Source organism: Pseudomonas sp. Pse35 (assembly GCF_024519715.1).
Lineage (GTDB): Bacteria > Pseudomonadota > Gammaproteobacteria > Pseudomonadales > Pseudomonadaceae > Aquipseudomonas > Aquipseudomonas paracarnis.
In genome coordinates this window covers 39,266-60,671 of record NZ_JALJRP010000014.1, presented here as the reverse complement: position 1 = coordinate 60,671, position 21,406 = coordinate 39,266, and the positions used below count along the sequence as shown (strand labels likewise).

The following is a 21,406-nucleotide window of genomic DNA, read 5'->3' as shown; positions in this document are numbered from 1 at the left end:
TCACGGCATCTTTGTGATCAGGCCAAAGTATGCCTGCCTGAAGCTCAATGCCGTGCTGGTAGATTCGCCACACGCAATGGCGGCGGTGAAGCAGCGGCTCGAACGGCCGCCGCGGTGTCGCTGATTCAGCTCTGCTTGTAGCCGCGCACTTCATCCACGCCACGGTTGGCCAACTGGTCGGCGCGCTCGTTGCCAGGATGGCCGATGTGCCCGCGTACCCATTTCCAGGTGATGTCGTGACGATTGCACTGTTCATCGAGCAATTGCCACAGGTCGGCGTTCTTGACCGGCTCCTTGGCCGCCGTTTTCCAGCCGCGTTTTTTCCAGTTGACCATCCACTCGTTGATGCCCTTCATCACATATTGCGAGTCGGTCACCAGCAGTACGTTGCAACGCCGCTTGAGTTCTTCGAGGCCGCGAATGGCGCCCATCAATTCCATACGGTTATTGGTGGTATTGGCTTCGCCGCCCCACAGTTCCTTCTCCACGCCCTTGCACACCAGCAAGGCGCCCCAGCCGCCTGGGCCCGGGTTGCCTTTGCAGGCGCCATCGGTGAAGAGTTCTACGCTATCGGTCATCGGTTATTCGGCCTGAAATCAAAAAGAGGTTTTACGGTTCGCCTTGTTCGCGGTTGACCTTGGCCAACGGCATCGGCACGAGCTTGCCGATCGGCTCGCGGCGCATTTGCTGCAACGGTCGCAGACCGACCACGATCTTGCGTGCGACCAATAAATAGAAGCCGCCACCCGACAGCTGCCAGGCTCCTGCCCGGCGTTCCCAACCGGCCAGACGGCCCTGCCACTTGGCAGTCGCAAGCGGCGGACGATAGCACCCGAAGCGGCGTTTCTCCAGCGCGAAGCCCAGCAGGTTGAGCCAGTCGCCCACACGCGATGGCGCGATGCAACGCGCCTGGCGCAGTCCGTCATGGGCGAACACACGGCGCAGGCCCCAACTGCTCCAGGGGTTGATGCCGACAATCAGCAAATGGCCACCAGGGCGCACGCTGCTCGCCGCTTCGCGCAACAAACCGTGGGGCGACAGGCAGAAATCCAGGCCGTGCTGCAACACCACCACATCGGCGGCGTGTTCGCTCAAGGGCCAGGCCTGTTCCTCGCAGACGATCTCCACGCCCGGCAACGGTGCACCCAGGCGCACATTGCGTTGCACCTGCGGCGCCGATGGAGGCGTGTCGGCCGACGGTCCGTAATGCACCAGGTAGCCACCAAAGAACCGGCCCAGCTCGTCTTCGAGCATGCGCCGCTCTTCTTCCAGCAAAAACTGCCCAATCGGCCCGGACAACCATTCGCGGGCCGCGCTGATCAGGGCCAGCCACTCAGGATCGGCCTGGGCGAACGCTTTATCAGTCATTGCATTCTCCAACTCGCCTAGACGTTCTAAGATGCACCAATGTGTTCAGCTTGGCGAATCGAAGAATGATACAGATCAGTGCCCTACCCGCCTTTACCGACAACTACATCTGGTTGTTACAAGACCCTACGACCCAGCGCTGCGCCGTGGTCGACCCCGGCGATGCCACGCCAGTGCTGGCCTGGCTCAAGCAGAATGCCGAGTGGCGCCTCAGCGACATACTGGTTACCCATCATCACCATGATCATGTAGGCGGTGTCGAGCAACTGAAAAATGCCACCGGCGCCAAGGTTTATGGCCCTGCCAACGAAAAGATCCCGGCGCGGGATGTGGCCTTGCACGATAACGACCATATCCGCGTGCTGGGCTGGGACTTCGACGTGTACGCCGTGCCAGGCCACACCCTCGGCCACATCGCCTTTTATCACCAAGGCGTATTGCTGTGTGGCGATACCTTGTTCGCCGCCGGTTGCGGTCGCCTGTTCGAAGGTACACCCGAACAGATGTACAACTCTCTGGAACGCCTGGCCGCCCTGCCCGCCGATACGCAGGTGTACTGCACCCATGAATACACGCAAAGTAACTTGAAATTTGCCCAAGCCGTGGAACCGCACAATGCCGACATCGCCGAACGGGTGGAAAATGTCGCCCAACTTCGCGCCCGTGGCGAGATGACGCTGCCCTCCAACCTGGCCCTGGAAAAACGTACTAACCCTTTTCTGCGCACCGCTGAAACATCCGTTAAACAAAAAGCGGACGAACGGAACGGCCGCGACAACCGCTCTGGGGCCGAGGTGTTTGCTAGCTTGAGGGCTTGGAAAGATAAGTTCTAACCAGATGCAATCTGATACGTAATTTCTGAATGGTTGACCGGAACCAAAGCGCTTTCTAGAATCGCCCGACATTTTTGCCCGGAACTTACTTCCAGCCAATGTCGTCATCTATTCGTAAATCCATTTCTTCAGACGCATTGACCCGCCTGGCTCAAGCCGTGGCGGTGGCCGTTTCCGCAACTCTGGCGGGCTGCCAATCGACTCATTACGCTGCACAATCCACCGTGCAACCCAAACCGAATCTTGCTGCCAAGATCAAGCAAAAACCTATTTGGCTATCAGAGAAGCCCAGCCCCGAAGTACCCCAGGACGTCTGGGAACGCATGCGTCGGGGCTTTCAATTGCAGGACGGTGTCGGCGTCAACCCGCGCATCGAGCAACAGCGCCTGTGGTTCGCCAGCAACCCCTCCTTTCTGGAGAATGCCGGCGAACGCGGCAGCCTCTACATTCATTACATCGTCGAACGCCTTGAAGAACGCAACATGCCTCTGGAACTGGCGCTGCTGCCAGTGATTGAAAGTGCCTACAACCCGATGGCCTATTCGCGCAGCGATGCGGTGGGCTTGTGGCAGTTCATTCCCTCCACCGGGCGCTACTTCAACCTGCGCCAGACCCGCGCCTACGATGGCCGCCGCGACATCACCGCCTCCACCACCGCCGCCCTGGACTATCTGACGCGTCTGCATGACATGTTCAACGGCGACTGGCTGCTGGCCCTGGCGGCCTATAACGCCGGCGAAGGCACCGTCAGCCGGGCGATCGAGCGCAACGAAAAGCTCGGCCTGCCCACCGACTACTGGAACCTGCCCCTGCCCCAGGAAACCAAGGACTATGTGCCCAAGTTCCTGGCCTTGTCCCAGGTGGTACTGGCGCCCGAAGCCTACGGCGTCAACCTGAACCCGATTGCCAACACGCCGTACTTCGAGGTCGTTGAAGTCAAGCAAAGCATGGACCTGTCACGGGTTGCCGCGCTGGCCGAGATCGACGAAGACGAACTGTTTCAGCTCAACCCGGCCTTGAAACAACGCACCACCCTGGACGGCCCCCAGCATCTGCTGGTGCCGACCTCCAAGGCCCAACTGCTGACCAGCACCCTTTCGACGATGAAGCCGGAAGAATTGCTGAGCATGCGCCCCAAGAAGCCGGTATTCGACGAAGTCGAGACCAAGGCGGTCGCAGGGCGTACCCGCAGCTACAAGGTACGCAGTGGCGACAACCTCACGCTGATCGCCAAGGCCAACAAGGTCGATGTGCATGACCTGCAGCGCTGGAACAAGCTCAACGGCCAGGCCCTCAAGGTCGGCCAGACCCTGGTGATGCAGGACACGCGTAAAGTCGCGGCGAAAAAACCGGTGCAGTACAAGGTCAAGAAAGGTGACTCGCTGTACATGGTGGCCAAGCGCTTCAACGTCGAGATGCAACATCTCAAGCGTTGGAACCCGCGCACCGGCCAGGCATTGAAACCAGGGCAGATGCTGGTGGTTTCCGGGCCGCGCTAATACCTCGGGGAGAGCTGGCTTGTGTGGGAGCTGGCTTGCCTGCGATGCAGGCACCTCGGTCTATCAGTCAGACCGCAGTGATGCTATCGCAGGCAAGCCAGCTCCCACATTTGACCTTCACACCGTCCAATAGCTTGCAGTCCGCAAAATGGCCTTCCCGACAGCCTTTTTCCAACCGGAACAAGCTGTTACTGTACCGATCATAAAGCCCAAGCCGCCTGGATCGGATCTCTGACTTGAAGCGTCCCCTCCTTCTACTAATAAGTCTGGCCTTGAGCTTTGCGGCGAACGCGACGATCACCGAAAGCCACGGTTATGCGCAGTTCGGCACACTCAAGTACCCGGCCAAATTCACCCATTACGATTGGGTAAACCCTGCAGCGCCCAAAGGCGGGACATTGCGGGTGATGGCATTTGGCACCTTCGATACGCTCAACCCCTACACCTTCAAAGGTTCAAGCCCGGTTTCCACCGCAAACTTCCTGCAGTACGGCGTCAACGAGCTCAATGAACCCTTGATGGTGGGCACCGGGCAATACGCGCCGTCGGGCGATGAACCCACCTCAAGCTATGGCCTGATTGCCCAATCGGTGGAATACAGCGAAGACCGCAGTTGGGTGGTGTTCAACCTGCGCCCCGAAGCACGCTTTCACGACGGCAAGCCGATCACCGCCGCTGACGTGGCGTTTTCCTATCGCACCCTGCTGACCGAAGGCCACCCGCAGTACCGCACCAACCTGCAGGAAGTGGCCCGGGTCGATATCCTCAACCCTCACCGTATCCGCTTTGTGTTCAAGCGCGCCGGCAACCCCTTGCTGATCCTGCGCCTGGGCGAGTTGCCGGTGCTGCCCCAGCACTATTGGAAAAACCGTGACTTCAAGGCCACCACCTTCGAGCCGCCCCTGGGCAGTGGGCCTTACCGCATCACCAAGGTTGCGCCTGGGCGGCAACTGGTGTTTGAACGGGTCAAGGATTACTGGGGCAAAGACCTGCCGGTCAACCAGGGTTTCTATAACTACGACAAGGTCGAAGTGGAGTTCTATCGCGACAGCGACGTGGCCTTTGAAGCCTTCAAGGCCGGTGAATTCGACATTTATATCGAGCATCAGGCCAAGAACTGGGCCACCGGCTACAACTTCCCGGCGGTCAACCGCGGCGATGTGATCAAGGCGCAGATCGTCCATCAGATCCCCACCCAGAGCCAGGGCCTGTTCATGAATACCCGGCGACCGGCATTCAGCCAGGCCAAAGTGCGTGAAGCCCTGGGGTTGATGTTCGATTTTGAATGGACCAACCGCACGCTGTTCAGCAGCGCCTACAAGCGTTCGGTGAGCTATTACCCCAACAGTGAATTCTCGGCCACCGGCCTGCCCGTGGGCCATGAGTGGTTGATGCTCTCGCCCTACCGCGACCAACTGCCGGCTGCGCTGTTTACCCAACCGTTCAGCCTGCCGCACACCGATGGTCGCGGCATCCCTCGCGAAACCCTGCGCCAGGCCCTGGCCCTGCTCAGCGAGGCCGGCTGGAAACTGTCAGGGCAGCGCCTGCTGGATAAGGACGGGCAACCGCTGCGCCTGGAAATCCTGCTGGTCAACCCGAACCTCGAGCGCATCCTGCAACCCTATGTCGAAAATCTGACCCGCATCGGCATCGACGCCCGCTTGCGTACCGTTGACCGCGCACAGTACAAACAGCGCCTCGATCAATTCGATTTCGACATGATTTTGATGACTCTCAACCAGACCTTGAGCCCCGGCCTTGAGCAGTGGCAGTACTTCCACTCCAGCCAGGCCGCAATCAAAGGCAGCAAGAATTACGCCGGTATCGCCAACCCGGTGGTCGACCACCTGCTGGACCAACTGCTGGCGGCGCAGACCCGCGAAGAACAACTGGCTGCCGGCCGCGCCCTGGACCGGGTGCTGCTGTGGCAGCACTACAGCATTCCCAACTGGTACCTCAACTATCATCGCCTGGCGTACCGCAACCGGTTCGCCTTCGTCACCACGCCGCCCTACAGCCTGGGCCTGAGCGCATGGTGGCTGAAAGCTTCGGAGAAAGCCCAATGATGTCCTTGCGTACTACCCTGCTCGCCAGCCTGTTGCTGTGCACCGCGGCGCACGCCGCGCCTCAGCATGCGCTGACTCTCTACAACGAGCCCCCCAAGTACCCCGCCGACTTCAAGCATTTTGACTATGTAAACCCCGACGCCCCCAAGGGCGGCACCTTCCGCGAATCGGCCATGGGCGGCTTCGACAGCCTCAACCCCTATATCAGCAAGGGCGTACCGGCAGACAACCTGCCACTGATCTACGACACCCTGGCCATGCAAAGCCTGGACGAACCCATCACCGAATACGGCCTGGTGGCCGGCAAGATCGAAAAAGCCCCGGACAACAGCTGGGTGCGCTTCTATCTGCGCCCCGAAGCGCGCTTCCATGACGGCCACCCGATACGCGCCGAAGACGTAGTGTTTACCTTCCAGACCCTGATCAAGGAAGGCAACCCGCTGTACCGCAACTACTACGCCGACGTCGATGAAGTCGTGGCCGAAGACCCGTTGCGCGTGCTGTTCAAGTTCAAGCGCACCAACAACCGCGAGTTGCCGTTGATCCTTGGGCAGCTGCCAGTACTGCCCAAACACTGGTGGGCCAGCCGGGATTTTTCCAAGGGCAACCTGGAAATCCCCTTGGGCAGCGGGCCTTACCAGGTGACCGAGGTCAAGCCGGGCCGCATGATTCGCTACGAGCGGGTCAAGGATTATTGGGCCAAGGACCTGCCGGTCAATAAGGGCTTCTACAACTTCGATACCCGCATCACCGATTACTACCGCGACAGCACTGTCTCCCTGGAAGCCTTGAAGGCCGGGCAGTTCGACTACTGGCTGGAGTTCAGCGCCAAGAACTGGGCCAATGCCTACAACATTCCAGCGGTGAAAGAAGGCCGATTGATCAAGGAAGAAATCCCCAACGGCAACCCCACCGGCATGCAGGGTTTTGTGTTCAACATGCGCAAGCCGATGTTCCAGGACGTGCGGGTGCGCAAGGCCATCAGCCTGCTGCTGGATTTCGAGTGGAGCAACAAGCAACTGTTCAACGGTGCCTACACCCGTACCCGCAGCTATTTCGAAAACTCGGAAATGGCCGCCACCGGCCTACCCGGTCCGGACGAGCTGGCGATTCTCGAGCCGCTGCGCGACAAGATCCCTGGCGAAGTCTTCACCCAGGCATTCGAACCGTCCCACACCGACGGCAGCGGCATGATCCGCACACAGCAACGCGAGGCCTACCAACTGCTGCAGGAAGCGGGCTGGAAGATTGTTGACGACAAAATGGTCGACAGCACCGGCAAGCCAGTGACCATAGAGTTTTTGCTGGCCCAGACCGAGTTCGAGCGCATCCTGCTGCCGTTCAAGCGCAACCTGGCAGACCTGGGCATCGACCTGGTGATTCGTCGCGTGGACGTCTCGCAGTTCGTCAACCGCCTGCGCTCGCGCGACTTCGACATGCTGGTGGGCAGCTTCCCGCAATCCACCTCGCCGGGTAACGAGCAGCGCGAGTTCTGGAAATCCTCCAGCGCCGACAAGCCCGGCAGCCGCAACTACATGGGCCTCAAGGACCCCGCGGTCGACCAGTTGGTGGAAGAGCTGATCGACGCCGGTTCGCGCCAAAGCCTGATCGCCCACGCCAGGGCGCTGGATCGTGTGCTGCAGTTTGGTTACTACGTGATTCCCAACTGGCACATCAAGACCTTTCGCGTCGCGTACTGGGACCACCTGGGCCACCCCAAGGTCTCGCCACGCTACGACGTCGGCACCGCGACCTGGTGGAGCAAACCCGACGCCACACCTGCCGTCCCCCTGGACACACGCGCCGATGCGGCGAGCGGAGGCGATTAAATGCTGGCCTATATTGTTCGCCGCCTGTTGCTGATCATTCCCACGCTGTTCGGGATCTTGTTGATCAACTTTGTCATCATCCAGGCCGCTCCCGGCGGCCCGGTGGAGCAGATGATCGCCAAGCTCGAAGGCTTCGACGGCGCCACCAGCCGCATTGCTGGCGGCGGCGCCGAAGTCGCGGTGGCCGGTTCCAGCTACCGTGGCGCTCAGGGACTGGACCCGGCGCTGATCAAGGAAATCGAAAAGATGTACGGCTTCGACAAGTCGGCGCCGGAACGCTTGTGGATCATGGTCAAGAACTACGCCCAGCTGGACTTCGGTGACAGCTTTTTCCGGGACGCCAAGGTCATCGACCTGATCAAGGAAAAGATGCCGGTGTCCATTTCCCTCGGGTTGTGGAGCACCCTGATCATGTACCTGGTGTCCATCCCCCTGGGGATCGCCAAGGCCACGCGCCACGGCAGCCATTTCGATGTGTGGACCAGCTCGGCGATCATCGTCGGCTACGCGATACCGGCGTTCCTGTTTGCGATTCTGCTGATCGTGGTGTTTGCCGGTGGCAGTTATTTCGACTGGTTCCCCTTGCGCGGGCTCACCTCCAACAACTTCGAGGAGTTGAGCTGGGGCGGCAAGATCCTCGATTACTTCTGGCACCTGGCGCTGCCCGTCACCGCCCTGGTGATCGGCAACTTTGCGACCATGACCCTGCTGACCAAGAACAGCTTTCTCGACGAGATCAACAAGCAGTACGTGGTCACCGCCAAGGCCAAGGGCCTGACCAACCGCCGCGTGCTGTATGGCCACGTGTTCCGCAACGCCATGCTGCTGGTGATCGCCGGTTTCCCTTCGGCCTTCATTGGCATCTTCTTTACCGGCTCGTTGCTGGTGGAGGTGATCTTCTCCCTCGACGGCCTGGGCCTGATGAGCTTTGAAGCGGCGATCAACCGTGACTACCCGGTGGTGTTCGGCACGCTGTTTATCTTCACCCTGCTGGGGCTGATCGTGAAACTGATCGGCGACCTCACCTACACCCTGGTCGATCCACGTATCGACTTTGCCAGCCGGGAGCATTGAGATGAACCTGTCCCCCCTCAATCGCCGCCGGTTCGAGCGGTTCAAGGCCAACAAGCGTGGCTGGTGGTCGCTGTGGCTGTTCCTGGTGCTGTTCGTGCTGAGCCTGGGCGCCGAGTTGATCGCCAACGACAAGCCCCTGGCAGTGCATTTCGACGGTGGCTGGTACTTCCCGGCGCTCAAGCGCTACCCGGAGACTACCTTCGGCGGTGAATTCCCGCTGGAAGCCAACTACAAGAGCCCGTACATCCAGGAGCTGCTGAAAGCCAAGGATGCCTGGACCTTGTGGGCACCGATTCCGTTCAGCTACCAGAGCATCAATTACGACCTGAAAGTCCCGGCCCCGGCGCCGCCGTCCTCGGTCAACCTGCTGGGCACCGATGACCAGGGGCGCGATGTGCTCGCGCGGGTGATCTACGGCTTTCGCGTGTCGGTGCTCTTTGCCCTGACCCTGACCATACTCAGCTCGATCATCGGCGTGATTGCCGGCGCCTTGCAGGGCTTTTATGGCGGTTGGGTCGACCTGGCCGGGCAACGTTTCCTGGAGATCTGGTCCGGCTTGCCGGTGCTCTACCTGCTGATCATCCTGGCCAGCTTCGTGCAACCCAACTTCTGGTGGCTGCTGGGGATCATGCTGCTGTTTTCCTGGATGAGCCTGGTGGATGTGGTGCGCGCCGAGTTCCTGCGCGGTCGTAACCTGGAATACGTACGCGCGGCGCGGGCGCTGGGCATGCAGAACGGCGCGATCATGTTCCGTCACATCCTGCCCAATGCGATGGTCTCGACCATGACCTTCCTGCCCTTCATCCTCACCGGCGCCATTGGCACCCTCACCGCCCTGGACTTTCTCGGCTTCGGGCTGCCGGCAGGTTCGCCGTCGCTGGGTGAGCTGGTGGCCCAGGGCAAGTCCAACCTGCAAGCGCCGTGGCTGGGCATGAGTGCCTTCGCGGTGCTGGCGATCATGTTGAGCTTGTTGGTGTTTATCGGCGAGTCCGCTCGCGATGCGTTCGACCCGAGGAAATGAGATGAATCCGGACAATCTGATCGAAATCCGCGACCTCAGTGTCGAATTCGTCACCGGCGAGCATCACCACCGGGTGGTCAACCACGTCAGCTTCGACATCAAGCGCGGCGAAACTCTGGCGCTGGTGGGTGAAAGCGGTTCGGGCAAATCGGTCACCGCCCATTCGATCCTGCGCCTGCTGCCCTACCCGTTGGCCAGGCATCCGTCGGGCACTATCGAGTATTCAGGGCAAGACCTGCTGACGCTCAAAGAGAAGACCCTGCGGCATATACGCGGCAATCGTATTGCGATGATCTTCCAGGAGCCGATGACCTCGTTGAACCCGCTGCACTCCATCGAAAAACAGATCAACGAGGTGCTCGGCCTGCACAAGGGCCTGACCGGCAAGGTCGCCACCCAGCGCACGTTGGAATTGCTGGAGCTGGTGGGTATCCCCGAGCCACACAAACGCCTCAAGGCGTTGCCTCACGAGCTGTCCGGCGGCCAGCGCCAGCGAGTGATGATCGCCATGGCTCTGGCCAACGAGCCGGAGTTGTTGATTGCCGACGAGCCGACCACGGCGCTGGATGTCACCGTGCAGTTGAAGATCCTGGAATTGCTCAAGGAGCTGCAGGCGCGGCTGGGCATGGCGCTGCTGCTGATCAGCCACGACCTCAACCTGGTACGGCGCATCGCCCACCGTGTGTGTGTGATGCAGCAAGGTTGCATCGTTGAACAGGCCGATTGCGAGACACTGTTCCAGTCGCCCCAGCATCCCTACACCCAGGAATTGCTCGCGGCGGAGCCCAGTGGTGGGCCAGCCAACAATGATGTCGGCCCTCCGCTGCTGGAAGTGGACGACCTGAAAGTCTGGTTTCCGATCAAGAAAGGCTTTTTGCGCAATACCGTCGATTACGTCAAGGCTGTGGACGGCATCAACTTCAGCCTGCCCCAGGGCCAAACCCTGGGCATCGTTGGCGAAAGTGGCTCGGGCAAGTCCACCCTGGGCCTGGCAATTTTGCGCCTGATCGGCAGCCAGGGCGGGATTCGCTTCGAAGGCCAGCAACTGGACCGCCTCAGCCAACAGCAGGTGCGCCCGTTGCGCCGGGAAATGCAGGTGGTGTTCCAGGACCCGTTCGGCAGCCTGAGCCCGCGCATGTGCGTCAGCGAGATCGTTGGCGAAGGCCTGCGTATCCACAAGATGGGCACGCCCGCCGAACAGGAAGCGGCGATTATCGCGGCGCTCAAGGAAGTGGGCCTGGACCCCGAATCCCGGCATCGCTACCCCCATGAATTCTCCGGCGGCCAGCGCCAACGCATCGCTATCGCCCGAGCGCTGGTGCTCAAGCCGCGCCTGATCCTGCTGGACGAACCCACCTCGGCCCTGGACCGCACGGTACAACGCCAGGTGGTAGAGTTGCTGCGCGGCTTGCAGGCCAAGTACAACCTGACCTACCTGTTTATCAGCCATGACCTGGCGGTGGTGAAGGCGCTGAGTCACCAATTGATGGTGGTCAAGCAAGGCCAGGTGGTGGAGCAAGGCGATGCCCAGGCTATTTTTGCCGACCCGCAACATGCCTATACCCGGCAGTTGCTCAAGGCCGCTTTTCTGGTACCGGCCTGAGGTAACGCGGGTGAGAATGCAGGAGAAATAACGCCATGTCGCTCAGCCCGATCACCCGTCCCGCAGACACGCCGCGCTTCTGGCGCGACGAACGCCTGCCGTTCATCGAAGCCCGCAGCATCGCCGACGGGCGCAAGGTCACCTATACCCGACACGCCCATGAGCATTTTTCCATCGGCGCGATCACCACGGGCTGCAGCTATTACCACTACGGCGCGCACACCTTCGAAATCAGCGCCGGCACCGTGGTGCTGATGAACCCCGGCGATGTGCATGCGTGCAACCCCATCCATGACCAGCCCTGGTCCTACCACATGCTGTACCTCGACACGCCGTGGCTGACCGACCTGCAATACCAGTTGGGGTTCAGTACCGACCAGGGCTACCGGCCATTCGACACACCCCATACTCGCGACACCGGGCTGTACCACGGCTTGCTCGACCTGTACCGCACGCTAGTGGATGAACAGGCCGAACTGCTGCAAAAACAGAGCGCGCTAGTGAGTTACTTCACCGAGGTGCAACAGCGCCTGAACCCTTCGCTGACGCCGGTACGCGAGGTCAACCACAAACTGGAACGCGCCGCCGACTACATCCGCGCCCACTGCACGCAGGCCTTGAAACTCGAAGACATCTGCCAGGCCGCCGAACTGTCGCCGTCTTATCTGATCCGCGCATTCAAGCACTATTACGGCTTGACGCCCCACGCCTTCATGGTCAACCGACGCATCCAGTTCGCCCGCAGCCAACTGCGCAATGGCGCACTGATTGCCGACGTCGCCCTGGCCGCGGGCTTTGCCGACCAGGCACACTTCCAGCGCACCTTCAAACAACACTTCGCGGCCACGCCGGGGCAATACCGCGAGAACCTCAAGCCATCAGCAAATAACCCACACTGGCCACCAGCAACGCGGCCATTGAGCGGTTGAACAGGCGCACACCTTTGGGATTGTTCAAGTAGCGGCGTAAAAAAGTCCCCGCATACGCCCAGCACGCCACCGACAGGTAGCAGATCACCAGGTAAAGCGCGGCAAACAACCACACCTGCGCCGCATCGCCATCGGCCACGAACAACCCCATGCCTGCCACACACGCCAGCCAGGCTTTCGGGTTGAGCCACTGCATGATCGCGCCATACAGCATCGACGGCGCTGTGTGCGCACCGTCAGCGTCCAGCCGGCCATCATCCACGGCCAGCTTCCAAGCCATATACAACAAGAACGCCACGCCGCCCCAGCGGATCAATTGAATCAGGATCGGCCAGCGCACCAATACTTCATGCAAACCCAGGCCGATCAACACCAACAACAAGGTAAAACCCACGGCGGCGCCGAAGACATGTTTCTGGCTGGCGACGAAACCAAAACGTGCGCCAGAACTTAAAGCGACCACATTCACCGGTCCCGGCGTGATGGACGTGGCCAGGGCAAAGGCGGCCATGGAGAGAATCAAGCTCATTGCAGTTCCTTTTGTGATCCCAAACGAGGTTTAGATCACGGTACCGCGCAGGGACACGAGGGTATTGAAGAAAATGCCCCTGGGTACTTCAGAAACGGACGCCGATCTGATTAGTGCCCCCGCGATCAACTGTGGGAGCTGGCTTGCCTGCGATGGCGGCCGTTCAATCGACAGAGATGCGAATGTGCCGCCCACAGGTAACCACGATGCGAAGCGAGCCAGCCGCTCTTGATCTTGATCTGCTTGTGATCTTGATCTCAGGCGCACCGTTAAACCACGCTGGCCGAACGCAGGCTTGAATTCGTGGGTAACGTGGTGGGGCAAGAGCGTTTTGCTTACTTTTGTCTGGGCCGGCATTCCGGCTTTTCAAAAGTGAGACGCCGTCAGGGCGGAACCCTAAGTAGCCGTTACCGCAGGAATGGATAGGTACTCGGTATTACGGTGTCGACTGTGAGGCCGTCTTCGCAGGCAAGCCAGCTCCCACAGTTGGATCGCGGGGGCGTCAGGTAGATAGCTATCGGCTGGCACGCCGCCATCGCAGCGATACGGCGACCCAACAAGCCAGCTTTCATAGTGGGATCCAGGGCACTTCTCAGCGCTGGGTGGGAATACGAATATCGCCCCCCCGACACTGGCTCTTCACACTGCGCGGGCAACCGGCAAACGCGAGATCCTTGGTCAGGCACACCCGCACTTCCGACAGCACCTTGCCCTTGCAGATCACCGCCATACCGTGGTTGCCCATACGTGGGTTGCTCTCGCGAAACAGCGCCTCGATCTCGTTGGCCTGCAATGACGGCGGCGTATTGAACGGCTGCAGTTGCTGCGGAATGGCAACCGCACCGAGCGCCACATCGGTCTTCTCCAGATACTCCAACGGCTCCAGCCCACTGCAGGTGCCATGCTTGGCCCACTCATGCTTGAGCAGCGTGCGGGTGGGAAACAGCGCCGCGCCCTTGTCCATTTCTGCCTCGCTCAAGCGCGTCTGCGGTGTACAAGACGCCGGCCACCCTCCCCGCGCGTATTGCGGCCACAAACCATGCAGCACAAAGCCGTAGCCTTTACCTGAGCATTGCTCGTTGCCTGGGTGCGTGAGGCAAAACGTGGGTGACCACGAGAGCGATAGCACATAGAAATCAAACTCACCCGCCTGCCCTTGGCTGCGTGGCGCCGCCGTTGCCGCGGTGGCCATCAGCAGCCACACCACCATCCAGTATTTCATCCCGGTATTCCTTTAAAAAAGTAAAGCCTTACGCTATCGCCACGCCTAGGGATGCTGGGAGTAACGGTGTAACACCTTGTCCAGGATGATATCGGTCTTCAGCGCTTCGATGCCCAGCGACGGATGCTCGGCCTCGCCACGAATATGCGCGTTCATGTTCAGGACGTGGTGCCATTGAATATGGGTGTGACACGGCACGTCCAACACCTCGGTGGTCTCGCCTTCAAGACGCAGCGGCTGGTCCTCGAACACCGAAAACTGAATACGACCGCGACTGCCGATCAGTTCGACTCGGTCTTCGCGTCGGTCCGCCACAAAATTCCAGCAGCCCATGCCCAATGCACCGCTGGCAAATGTCCAGCAGGCCGTCACGGCATCTTCTGCCGCGTAGCGCCCAGCCTGTCGCGCCGAAAAGCCTGAGACCTCGACGATGTCCCCGGCCAGGTACTGGAACAGGTCGAACCCATGGCTCGCCAGGTCGGCAAAGTAACCGCCACCGGCAATGGCCGGATCGGTGCGCCAATTGGTGGCGTCGGAGTCTGTTACGGCAGCGGGTTTGCACAAGGTCCAGGTCAGGTGGCGCAACTCACCGATGCGGCCTTCGTGCAGCCATGTGCGCACTTGCTGGAAGCGCGGCAAAGAACGCCGGTAGTAGGAGACAAACAGGTGCAGCCCGGCGCGCTCGAATGTGCGCTGCATCAACGCGCTCTGTTCAGCATTCAGCGACATCGGCTTTTCGACGCAACAATGTTTGCCCGCCGCGGCCACTCTCAGGGCGTACTCAAGGTGACTGTCGGGCGGAGTGGCAATGTAGACCGCATCCACCTCGGGGTCATCGATCAAGGCCTGGGCATCGGTATAGCAACGGGCAATGCCATGGCGCGCCGCATAATCGCGCACCGCCTCGGCACGCCGCCCCATCACGGCGACCAATGCCGAACCTGGCGCTTTATAGAAAGCCGGTCCACTCTTCAATTCAGTAACACTGCCACAGCCGATCATGCCCCAGCGTATGGTCTTCATCTAATGTCCTCGGTCGTATTCGTCAATCGGGCAGTATCCACATACCGGCCCTGGCGCGCCATAACCACTTAGCATGACAATTGCATTACACTTTTATGACATTCATCCGGCGCGGGGGCACATTCGATGAAAATTAGGGCGACCGTCATTTGCGAACGTGAGGGGCACATCCTCTTCGTACGCAAGGCCAGATCAAAATGGGCATTGCCCGGCGGGAAAGTAGAAGCGCACGAGCGCCCGGTAGGCGCGGCGGAACGCGAGCTGGAAGAAGAAACCGGTTTAAACGTGGACGGCTTACTGTACCTGCAGGAGCTCAAGGCCCGCGACACCGTCCACCATGTGTTCGAGGCCTCGGTGGTCAATATCGACGAGGCGCGGCCGTGCAATGAGATTGTCGATTGCCAGTGGTACGCCTACAGCGCCGTGGACGAGCTGGATACCACAGACACTACCCGCCACATCGTCAAATCCTTCCTGCGGCGCCTCTGACGCGCTGGACGGCCCTTAACCTACCGCAGCAAACCCACGGCGCCCGGCCTTTATCTCGGTACGCAACTCACCAATCAGGTTAGAGATGGCACGGATGCTGTCCAGGCCTTCGGGTGATACGCGGGTCAGCAGCAAGTCGACACGACCGGACGCAGGCTCGAACACGCTGATGCGCAGCGAGCCGTCACTATTGAGGCAGCACTCACACGCAAGCGGCAGGAAGCCTGAGGCCATGATGCGGTTGAATTCGGTGATGGAAATCATGATCAGCCCCCCGTCCCTGGGTTCTACCCGATTGAGGTGATGCAAGCAGCATAGATAAGGTTTTGCCGGCCGCCGGACAATTAATGCAAAAGTGTTAGCCAGCCCTCACTTTAGTAGGGCGTCACCGGCCATGAACGACAGGCCGAGATTAAATCGCGGGCAAAAAAAATCCCAAGTAGCTGATGGAAACTTGGGATTTAAAAATGCATAAACCGTGGGAGGTGAACGCCCGGCTATAGTAGCGATTGTAAAAACATGTAACAAGATTATTTTAATCCTTTCGTCGGATTGAAAGCGTCGTAAGTCATTCAATAACCACATATTTTTTAAGGTAGAAGGCAGTAGTCGTGCTACTTTTTGGTGCAAGTAACGACAGTAAGCCCCTGTATAAAAAATGGTTATTAATCGGGCGTAGCGCTTTCAAGTAACTGTTCACTTAACTGCTTGCATGTTTCTTGAAGGGCCTCACGACTGGAAGCAGTGGCGCCCACCACGGCCTCCAGATGACGACACAGCGTCAGGCGTTCAGCCGCCTCTTCGCGCTGGCGGTCGACCTTGGCGTTGAGTTGAATGAAATAGAACCCCAGCAGCACGGCGATGCCCAGCACACCCACCGCGAGGTAGCGCAAGCCGTTGGACGATGGAGGCTCTGGGGCATTCATGGCCTTATGGCGCCCTGCTCTTTTCATAACGAACGTCATCACCATCGACCGGGCCCACGACGGACCAGCCCAGGCGCTGATAGAACCCATTGGCCCGGATTTCATCACGCCCATCAGTCACCAGGTAGAGCGTGTCGTGGTGCTCAAACAGGGCCGCCTCGGCCACCGCCATCAGTTGACGGCCCAGCCCAAGCTTCTCGTGCGATGGCAGCACGAACATTGCGAACACTTCACCTTCATCCAGGTCGACCATGGAAAACCCCGCCGCCTGGCCGTCCACTTCCGCGATCCAGCCGCAAGGTGCTGCGCGCAACGTATCGCTCAATACCTGCGGGGTAATCCCCAGGCCAGCCATCTGTTCAAGGCTCAGGTGGTTTTGCACCACCGAGGTGCGAATCGCGCACAGCGTGTCGACGTCATCAGGTGTCGCCGTTCGAATCAGCACTTGCATACCCGCCTCCATCAAGAAGTGCGCAATTGTATGCAAATACTCACACGGGGTTTGTCGTGGATTTGTAAAGGCCCCACGGCTGGTGCGGGGCTACGGATTACTTGCGCGCGACCTTGTAGCGCAGGCAATCCTGGTAAAAGCTTTGACGAATCGCCTCGGGCTTGAGCCTTGAGCGGCTGTCATAGGTCTGCTCGGTGATGCCCATGGCCATCATGCGCATCCACGACTTGCTGAACTTGAGGGTCTGGATCTTCTGCCGGGCCGCGTATAGCGAAACGCCGGATAACTTGAGTTCCTGGGCCCTGGCGGCCGTGCCTGCGCCCCAGCTGCACATGTACTTGTCACCCTCGCGCAATTCCCTGGCCTGCGCGACAGTCGCGCCGCCGGCCAGGGAGCAGGCAATCAGCATCATTCCCACAGAGCGCATTTGCATCCTCACCTAACCACCTGAAAATAAAAGTGATTTTGGCGAGGATTTTGTTACAAAGGGGCCATTAAATTGCCTTACTGCGCAAAGCGACTCGCGGATGCTTCCTATCAAGGCTTGAGTTCGAACAGCGCCGGCATCGGTGGCCACTGCGAAGGCACTTTACGAAAGCGGCTGAACCCGGCTGCCTCAGCCATCTGGCGGGCACGCTTCTCGCCCATGAACGCCCCCAGCCCTGCCCCACCGTGGGACAGCGAACAGGTCATGCAATAGAGGGTGCTCTGCGGGTACATGACGCGCCCGAACAGGTTCATGTTCTCGTGCAGTTCCTCGGACAGGTTGAGCTCCACCATCAGGTAGGTACCGTCTTCGGCCGTGGCGGCGCGCAAATCCTTGAGCATCTGCTGAGGGTCGGTGGCATCGTGGATCACCACAAAGGTGGTCACGAAGTCGAATTGCTGGCCGCGCAAGGCATCGGAGTCGTTCACCTCGAATTGCACCCGGTCACCCACACCAGCCGCCTCGGCGTTGGCCCGCGCCAACTCGATGGAAGGCAGGTGGAAATCGCAGCCGACAATGCGCGCCTCGGGGTAGGCCTTGGCCATGGTGATCGCTGCAAGGCCCGCACCGCAGCCGAAATCCAGCACACTGCCGCCGGTCTTGAGCTTCTCTTCGACGCCGTCCAGGGATGGAATCCAGTGCTGGACCAGGTAGTGCTTGTACCAGGGCATGGTCATGCGCTCCATGCCTTTCCAGGTTTCCAGCGGGAACGCCTCTTCAGCGCAACCACCACCATGGCGGAAGGCCTCGATGACCTTGGGCGCCATGCTCACGAACGGCACGCTCAGCTGGATAATGCCACCGGCAAAATACGGCGAATCTTCATCGGCCAGCACCGGCACAAACTCGGCGGGCATTTGGTAACGGCGGGTTTGCGCGTCGTAGGTCACATAATTGCCGGTGGCCATGCTGCCCAGCCATTCGCGCAAGTAACGTGCGTTGTAGCCGGTCTTGTGCGCCAACTCTTCCAGGGTCACCGCCTGGCCGTCGGCCAAAGCCTTGAACAAACCGAGCTGGTCGCCGATGTAGAGCATGGCGCCGCGCAGCGTGTTGCCGTAATCCTCCATGATGCGCGCCGAAAATTGCTGGACCTTGGCTTTATCAACTTCCATAACGTTGGACATCTGTCGCTCCTTGATGAATATGCAAATCTGTTAAGGGATCAGTGGCCGGCGAGTTTGGCCAGCACGTTGTCAACGATGCGTTCGGACATGCCCAAGTGAGTACGGGGCTCGAACAGCCGGGCCAGGGCGCCGTCATTCATGACCGCAAGCACCCGCGCATCGGCCTCGATTGCCTCGCGGATCGACACGTGATTGCGCTGGCTGGCCTGGGACACTTCGAAGATGATCTGGTAGGCGCTGCTCTTGCCCAGCTTGCGCGCCATTTCGAACACCACCGCTTCGGTGCAGATGGCATCGCCATAGGCCTGGGCGGTGCATTCCATTTTCTGCACATTCACGGTGAGCCCATCGATGGTCTCGGTCAGAATCGAGAGCGCCATCAGTGCATAGTGGGAAACGTCCGCGACCGCGCACCACTCCAACCGCGTACCGCGGTAATCGCGCTCATGCTCAAGAATCATCGCGTCCAGCGCGAGCATGACCTGGGCCTTGGCCAGCCGTGCCAACACCACCACCTGCTCGCAGCCTTCGGGGTTGCGTTTGTGCGGCATGGTGCTGCTGCCGATCTGCTGGTCGCTCCAGCCCACTTCCACTTCAGCGATTTCCCAACGATTGAGCGTACGGATTTCATCGGCTACGCGGGCCAACGAGGCGGTGACCATGGCCAGGGTGCTGACGAACTCCGCAACGCGGTCACGGGACACATGCCAGCCCGTCAGGGGCACTTGCAGCGACAAGCGCTGGGCAAAACGATCCAGCATCGGCATGGCGTCCGGGCCGAACGCCGCCATGGTGCCGACCCCGCCGAACAGTTGCACCACCAGTACACGCTGGCGGGCTTCGGCCAAGCGCTGCCGGTGGCGCAACAGCTCATCGATCCAGCCGGCGACCTTCAGCCCGAAGGTGGTCGGCAAAGCGGGAATCGAGTGGGTCCTGGCGACCATCAGCGAGTCACGGTGCGCATCGGCCAGGGTCGACAACTTGCCCAGCAAAGTCTCCAGGGCCTGATCCATCGCATCAAGCACATCGCGCATCTCCAGGGATTGGGCGGTGTCCTGGATGTCTTGGGTGGTAGCGCCGTAATGCACGTATTCACGGGCACTGGGGCTACAATTTTTTTGCAGGGCGCTCAGCAATGGCATCAGCGAATGCCCAGTGGCAGCCACGCCCTCGGCCAGTTGGCGCACATTGATGCCCGATAGCAACGCGGCCTTTTCGATCTCCAGGGCCGCCTCGCGCGGGATGATGTTGACATCGGCCTGGGCCATGGCCAGCGCAGCTTCCACGTCCAGCCAACGTTGCAGGCGACAATGACTGCAGAAGATCTTGCGGCTCTGCGGGCCGGCATAACCCGAACCGTGGGTTTTCGAATCGAGGATGTGGCTGTGTTCGTGGCGGCATTGCTCGCCGTCATGATCAAAGCCCGGGTGGTCCGAACGTGCGGTGCAAGACGCACGGGCTGTCACTTCCAATGTTTGCGCATCCATCACATACCCTCCGTAGCGTACAGGGACTGACTGGTATTGCCTTGGGTTGCCATCACCGCCTCAGCGCCATCGCCTGAAGCGCGAGGTCTTGCTTTAGTTGCCACCAGATCGACCATCTCGGCCGCCAGCCCTGTGTAGGCTGTCGGGTCAAGCAAGTCGTCGAGCGTTTGCGCGCTGAAACAACCGCGCAGCCGAGGGTCGCCAAGCAGCGCATCGCGAAAGCAAACGCCCGCGTCCTGGGCCTGCAGGGCGATGTCGTGCACCAGATGATGGGCCGTCTGCTTGCCACACCGAGGCGCCAGCGCAAGCATCACGCGCTCCGACAGGATCAGCCCGCCCAGCAAGTCCAGGTTGCTGCGCATGCGCGCTTCACGCACCTGCAGCCCAGCCTGCAGCAAGCCTTCCATACGAGCGAGCAACGCACCGGCGTAAATGAACAGCTCGGGTAAGGCCGCCCATTCGATGCGCCAAGTGGTGCCGTCACGCTCGTGCATCTGGAAAGCGGCGTCGGTCAGCGCAACCATCTGCGCGCGCACCAGCCGCGACAGCGCGCTGATCAGGTCCACCGTCGATGGGTTTTGCTTGTGGGGCATGGTGCTACTTCCCACTTGCCCGGCTCGCCGCCCCTCGCGCACTTCGTCGATCTCGGTGCGCTGCAGGTGGTAGATCTCATTGGCGACACGGCCCAACGTCGCCGACGCCTGCACCAGCAACCACGCGGCTTCCAGGATGCGGTCGCGGGCGCTGTGCCAACTGCTCAACGGTGCCGACAGGCCGAGGCTTTCCAGGGTACGGCGCTGCACTTCCAAACCCTGCGGGCCAAGCCCGGCCAGGGTGCCCACGGCGCCGGTCAGGTTGCCGACCATCACCCGGGCGTAGGCTTCTTCAAAGCGTTCAAGGTGTCGATCAAGCTCATCGACCCACACCGCCACCTTGTAGCCAAACGTGGTGGGCAAAGCGTGTTGACCATGGGTCCTGGCGACCATCGGCGTGTGCTTATGGCGCAGGGCGAGCGTGAGCAGATGCCCACGGATCCCGCGCAAACGCTGCACCACCAGGCCCCAGGCATCGCGGATTTGCAGGATCAGCCCGGTGTCGAGGATGTCCTGGGTGGTCACGCCGTAATGCACGTATTCGCCCAGCCCATCGGCGCATAACCCCTGCAATGCGCGCAGGGTCGGCACCAGGATGTGCCCGGTTTCCAGGCCTTCGCGCCCCAACGCGTCGAGGTCCAGCAGTTCCACGCTGGCTACCCGGGCAATCTCCCGGGCGGCCTCGTGGGGGATGAGGCCCATCTGCGCCTGGGTCGCCGCCAGCGCTGTTTCAACATCGAGCCACTTCTGCACCTGATTGGCATCAGAGAAGATCGCAGCAAATTCCGGGGACGAGTAAGCGCCCCCGTGGATACGGGATTCAGTGATATGACTTGGCATGTCGGGTTACTCG

At 60.4% G+C, this 21,406-nt stretch carries 21 protein-coding genes; 9 read left to right on the top strand and 12 right to left on the bottom strand.

What is annotated here, in order from left to right; translation table 11 throughout:
• Positions 1-125: 125 nt before the first annotated feature.
• Both rnhA and OC445_RS14180 read right to left on the bottom strand, forming a co-directional pair.
• Complete coding sequence (gene rnhA / locus OC445_RS14185; RefSeq protein ID WP_003173571.1) at positions 126-578, bottom strand: ribonuclease HI; 453 nt, start codon at positions 576-578, stop codon at positions 126-128.
• 31 nt (positions 579-609) lie between these two features.
• The gene (locus OC445_RS14180) at positions 610-1,368 is read right to left on the bottom strand and encodes a class I SAM-dependent methyltransferase (protein ID WP_054897496.1); all 759 of its coding nucleotides are present in this window, start codon (positions 1,366-1,368) and stop codon (positions 610-612) included.
• Between the two features lie 65 nt (positions 1,369-1,433).
• On the opposite strand from OC445_RS14180, the gene gloB reads away from it, so the two are divergent.
• The 8 genes from gloB (at position 1,434) to OC445_RS14140 (ending at position 12,222) form a co-directional block, all read left to right on the top strand.
• Complete coding sequence (gene gloB / locus OC445_RS14175; RefSeq protein ID WP_034126075.1) at positions 1,434-2,201, top strand: hydroxyacylglutathione hydrolase; 768 nt, start codon at positions 1,434-1,436, stop codon at positions 2,199-2,201.
• Positions 2,202-2,299: 98 nt separating this feature from the next.
• The gene (locus tag OC445_RS14170) at positions 2,300-3,700 is read left to right on the top strand and encodes a transglycosylase SLT domain-containing protein (RefSeq protein WP_003190692.1); all 1,401 of its coding nucleotides are present in this window, start codon (positions 2,300-2,302) and stop codon (positions 3,698-3,700) included.
• Between the two features lie 236 nt (positions 3,701-3,936).
• The gene (locus tag OC445_RS14165) at positions 3,937-5,766 is read left to right on the top strand and encodes an extracellular solute-binding protein (protein ID WP_198791225.1); all 1,830 of its coding nucleotides are present in this window, start codon (positions 3,937-3,939) and stop codon (positions 5,764-5,766) included.
• Entirely contained in the window at positions 5,763-7,595 is a 1,833-nt protein-coding gene (locus tag OC445_RS14160; RefSeq protein WP_198791226.1) for an extracellular solute-binding protein, read from the top strand. Before OC445_RS14165 ends, OC445_RS14160 begins: the two co-directional genes overlap by 4 nt.
• Positions 7,596-8,669: a microcin C ABC transporter permease YejB gene (locus OC445_RS14155; protein ID WP_034126078.1), complete on the top strand. Its 1,074-nt coding sequence runs from the start codon at positions 7,596-7,598 to the stop codon at positions 8,667-8,669.
• A 1-nt stretch (position 8,670) separates the two neighbouring features.
• A complete protein-coding gene (locus OC445_RS14150; RefSeq protein ID WP_003190688.1) occupies positions 8,671-9,690 on the top strand; it encodes an ABC transporter permease in 1,020 nt (339 codons plus the stop codon).
• Position 9,691: 1 nt separating this feature from the next.
• The gene (locus OC445_RS14145; protein ID WP_014718252.1) at positions 9,692-11,293 is read left to right on the top strand and encodes an ABC transporter ATP-binding protein; all 1,602 of its coding nucleotides are present in this window, start codon (positions 9,692-9,694) and stop codon (positions 11,291-11,293) included.
• Positions 11,294-11,328: 35 nt separating this feature from the next.
• Entirely contained in the window at positions 11,329-12,222 is an 894-nt protein-coding gene (locus tag OC445_RS14140) for an AraC family transcriptional regulator (RefSeq protein WP_034126080.1), read from the top strand.
• Here the strand turns inward: OC445_RS14140 and OC445_RS14135 are convergent.
• From OC445_RS14135 to OC445_RS14125, 3 genes are all read right to left on the bottom strand, one after another.
• Entirely contained in the window at positions 12,164-12,751 is a 588-nt protein-coding gene (locus tag OC445_RS14135; RefSeq protein ID WP_054897493.1) for a LysE family translocator, read from the bottom strand. The genes OC445_RS14140 and OC445_RS14135 overlap by 59 nt on opposite strands.
• 592 nt (positions 12,752-13,343) lie before the next feature.
• On the bottom strand, positions 13,344-13,973 hold the full coding sequence (locus OC445_RS14130) for a ribonuclease T2 family protein (RefSeq protein ID WP_034126082.1): 630 nt from the start codon (positions 13,971-13,973) through the stop codon (positions 13,344-13,346).
• Positions 13,974-14,018: 45 nt separating this feature from the next.
• Complete coding sequence (locus OC445_RS14125) at positions 14,019-14,996, bottom strand: Gfo/Idh/MocA family protein (protein ID WP_054897492.1); 978 nt, start codon at positions 14,994-14,996, stop codon at positions 14,019-14,021.
• A 126-nt stretch (positions 14,997-15,122) separates the two neighbouring features.
• Here OC445_RS14125 and OC445_RS14120 point away from each other — a divergent pair, with 126 nt between their 5' ends.
• Entirely contained in the window at positions 15,123-15,485 is a 363-nt protein-coding gene (locus tag OC445_RS14120; protein ID WP_054897491.1) for an NUDIX hydrolase, read from the top strand.
• 15 nt (positions 15,486-15,500) lie between these two features.
• On the opposite strand, the gene OC445_RS14115 is transcribed toward OC445_RS14120, so the two are convergent.
• The 7 genes from OC445_RS14115 to purB form a co-directional block, all read right to left on the bottom strand.
• Positions 15,501-15,749: a DUF1652 domain-containing protein gene (locus OC445_RS14115; protein WP_003191753.1), complete on the bottom strand. Its 249-nt coding sequence runs from the start codon at positions 15,747-15,749 to the stop codon at positions 15,501-15,503.
• A gap of 401 nt (positions 15,750-16,150) precedes the next feature.
• The gene (locus tag OC445_RS14110; RefSeq protein ID WP_032900704.1) at positions 16,151-16,411 is read right to left on the bottom strand and encodes a hypothetical protein; all 261 of its coding nucleotides are present in this window, start codon (positions 16,409-16,411) and stop codon (positions 16,151-16,153) included.
• 4 nt (positions 16,412-16,415) lie between these two features.
• Complete coding sequence (locus OC445_RS14105; RefSeq protein WP_034126087.1) at positions 16,416-16,862, bottom strand: GNAT family N-acetyltransferase; 447 nt, start codon at positions 16,860-16,862, stop codon at positions 16,416-16,418.
• Between the two features lie 97 nt (positions 16,863-16,959).
• A complete protein-coding gene (locus OC445_RS14100) occupies positions 16,960-17,289 on the bottom strand; it encodes a hypothetical protein (protein ID WP_003191756.1) in 330 nt (109 codons plus the stop codon).
• A 110-nt stretch (positions 17,290-17,399) separates the two neighbouring features.
• Complete coding sequence (locus OC445_RS14095; protein ID WP_014718237.1) at positions 17,400-18,473, bottom strand: class I SAM-dependent methyltransferase; 1,074 nt, start codon at positions 18,471-18,473, stop codon at positions 17,400-17,402.
• Positions 18,474-18,511: 38 nt separating this feature from the next.
• Complete coding sequence (locus OC445_RS14090; protein WP_054897490.1) at positions 18,512-19,960, bottom strand: adenylosuccinate lyase family protein; 1,449 nt, start codon at positions 19,958-19,960, stop codon at positions 18,512-18,514.
• Positions 19,960-21,393 carry an adenylosuccinate lyase gene (gene purB, locus OC445_RS14085; protein WP_054897489.1) on the bottom strand — a complete coding sequence of 478 codons (1,434 nt, stop codon included), beginning with the start codon at positions 21,391-21,393 and terminating at the stop codon, positions 19,960-19,962. Before purB ends, OC445_RS14090 begins: the two co-directional genes overlap by 1 nt.
• Between the last annotated feature and the right edge of the window lie 13 nt (positions 21,394-21,406).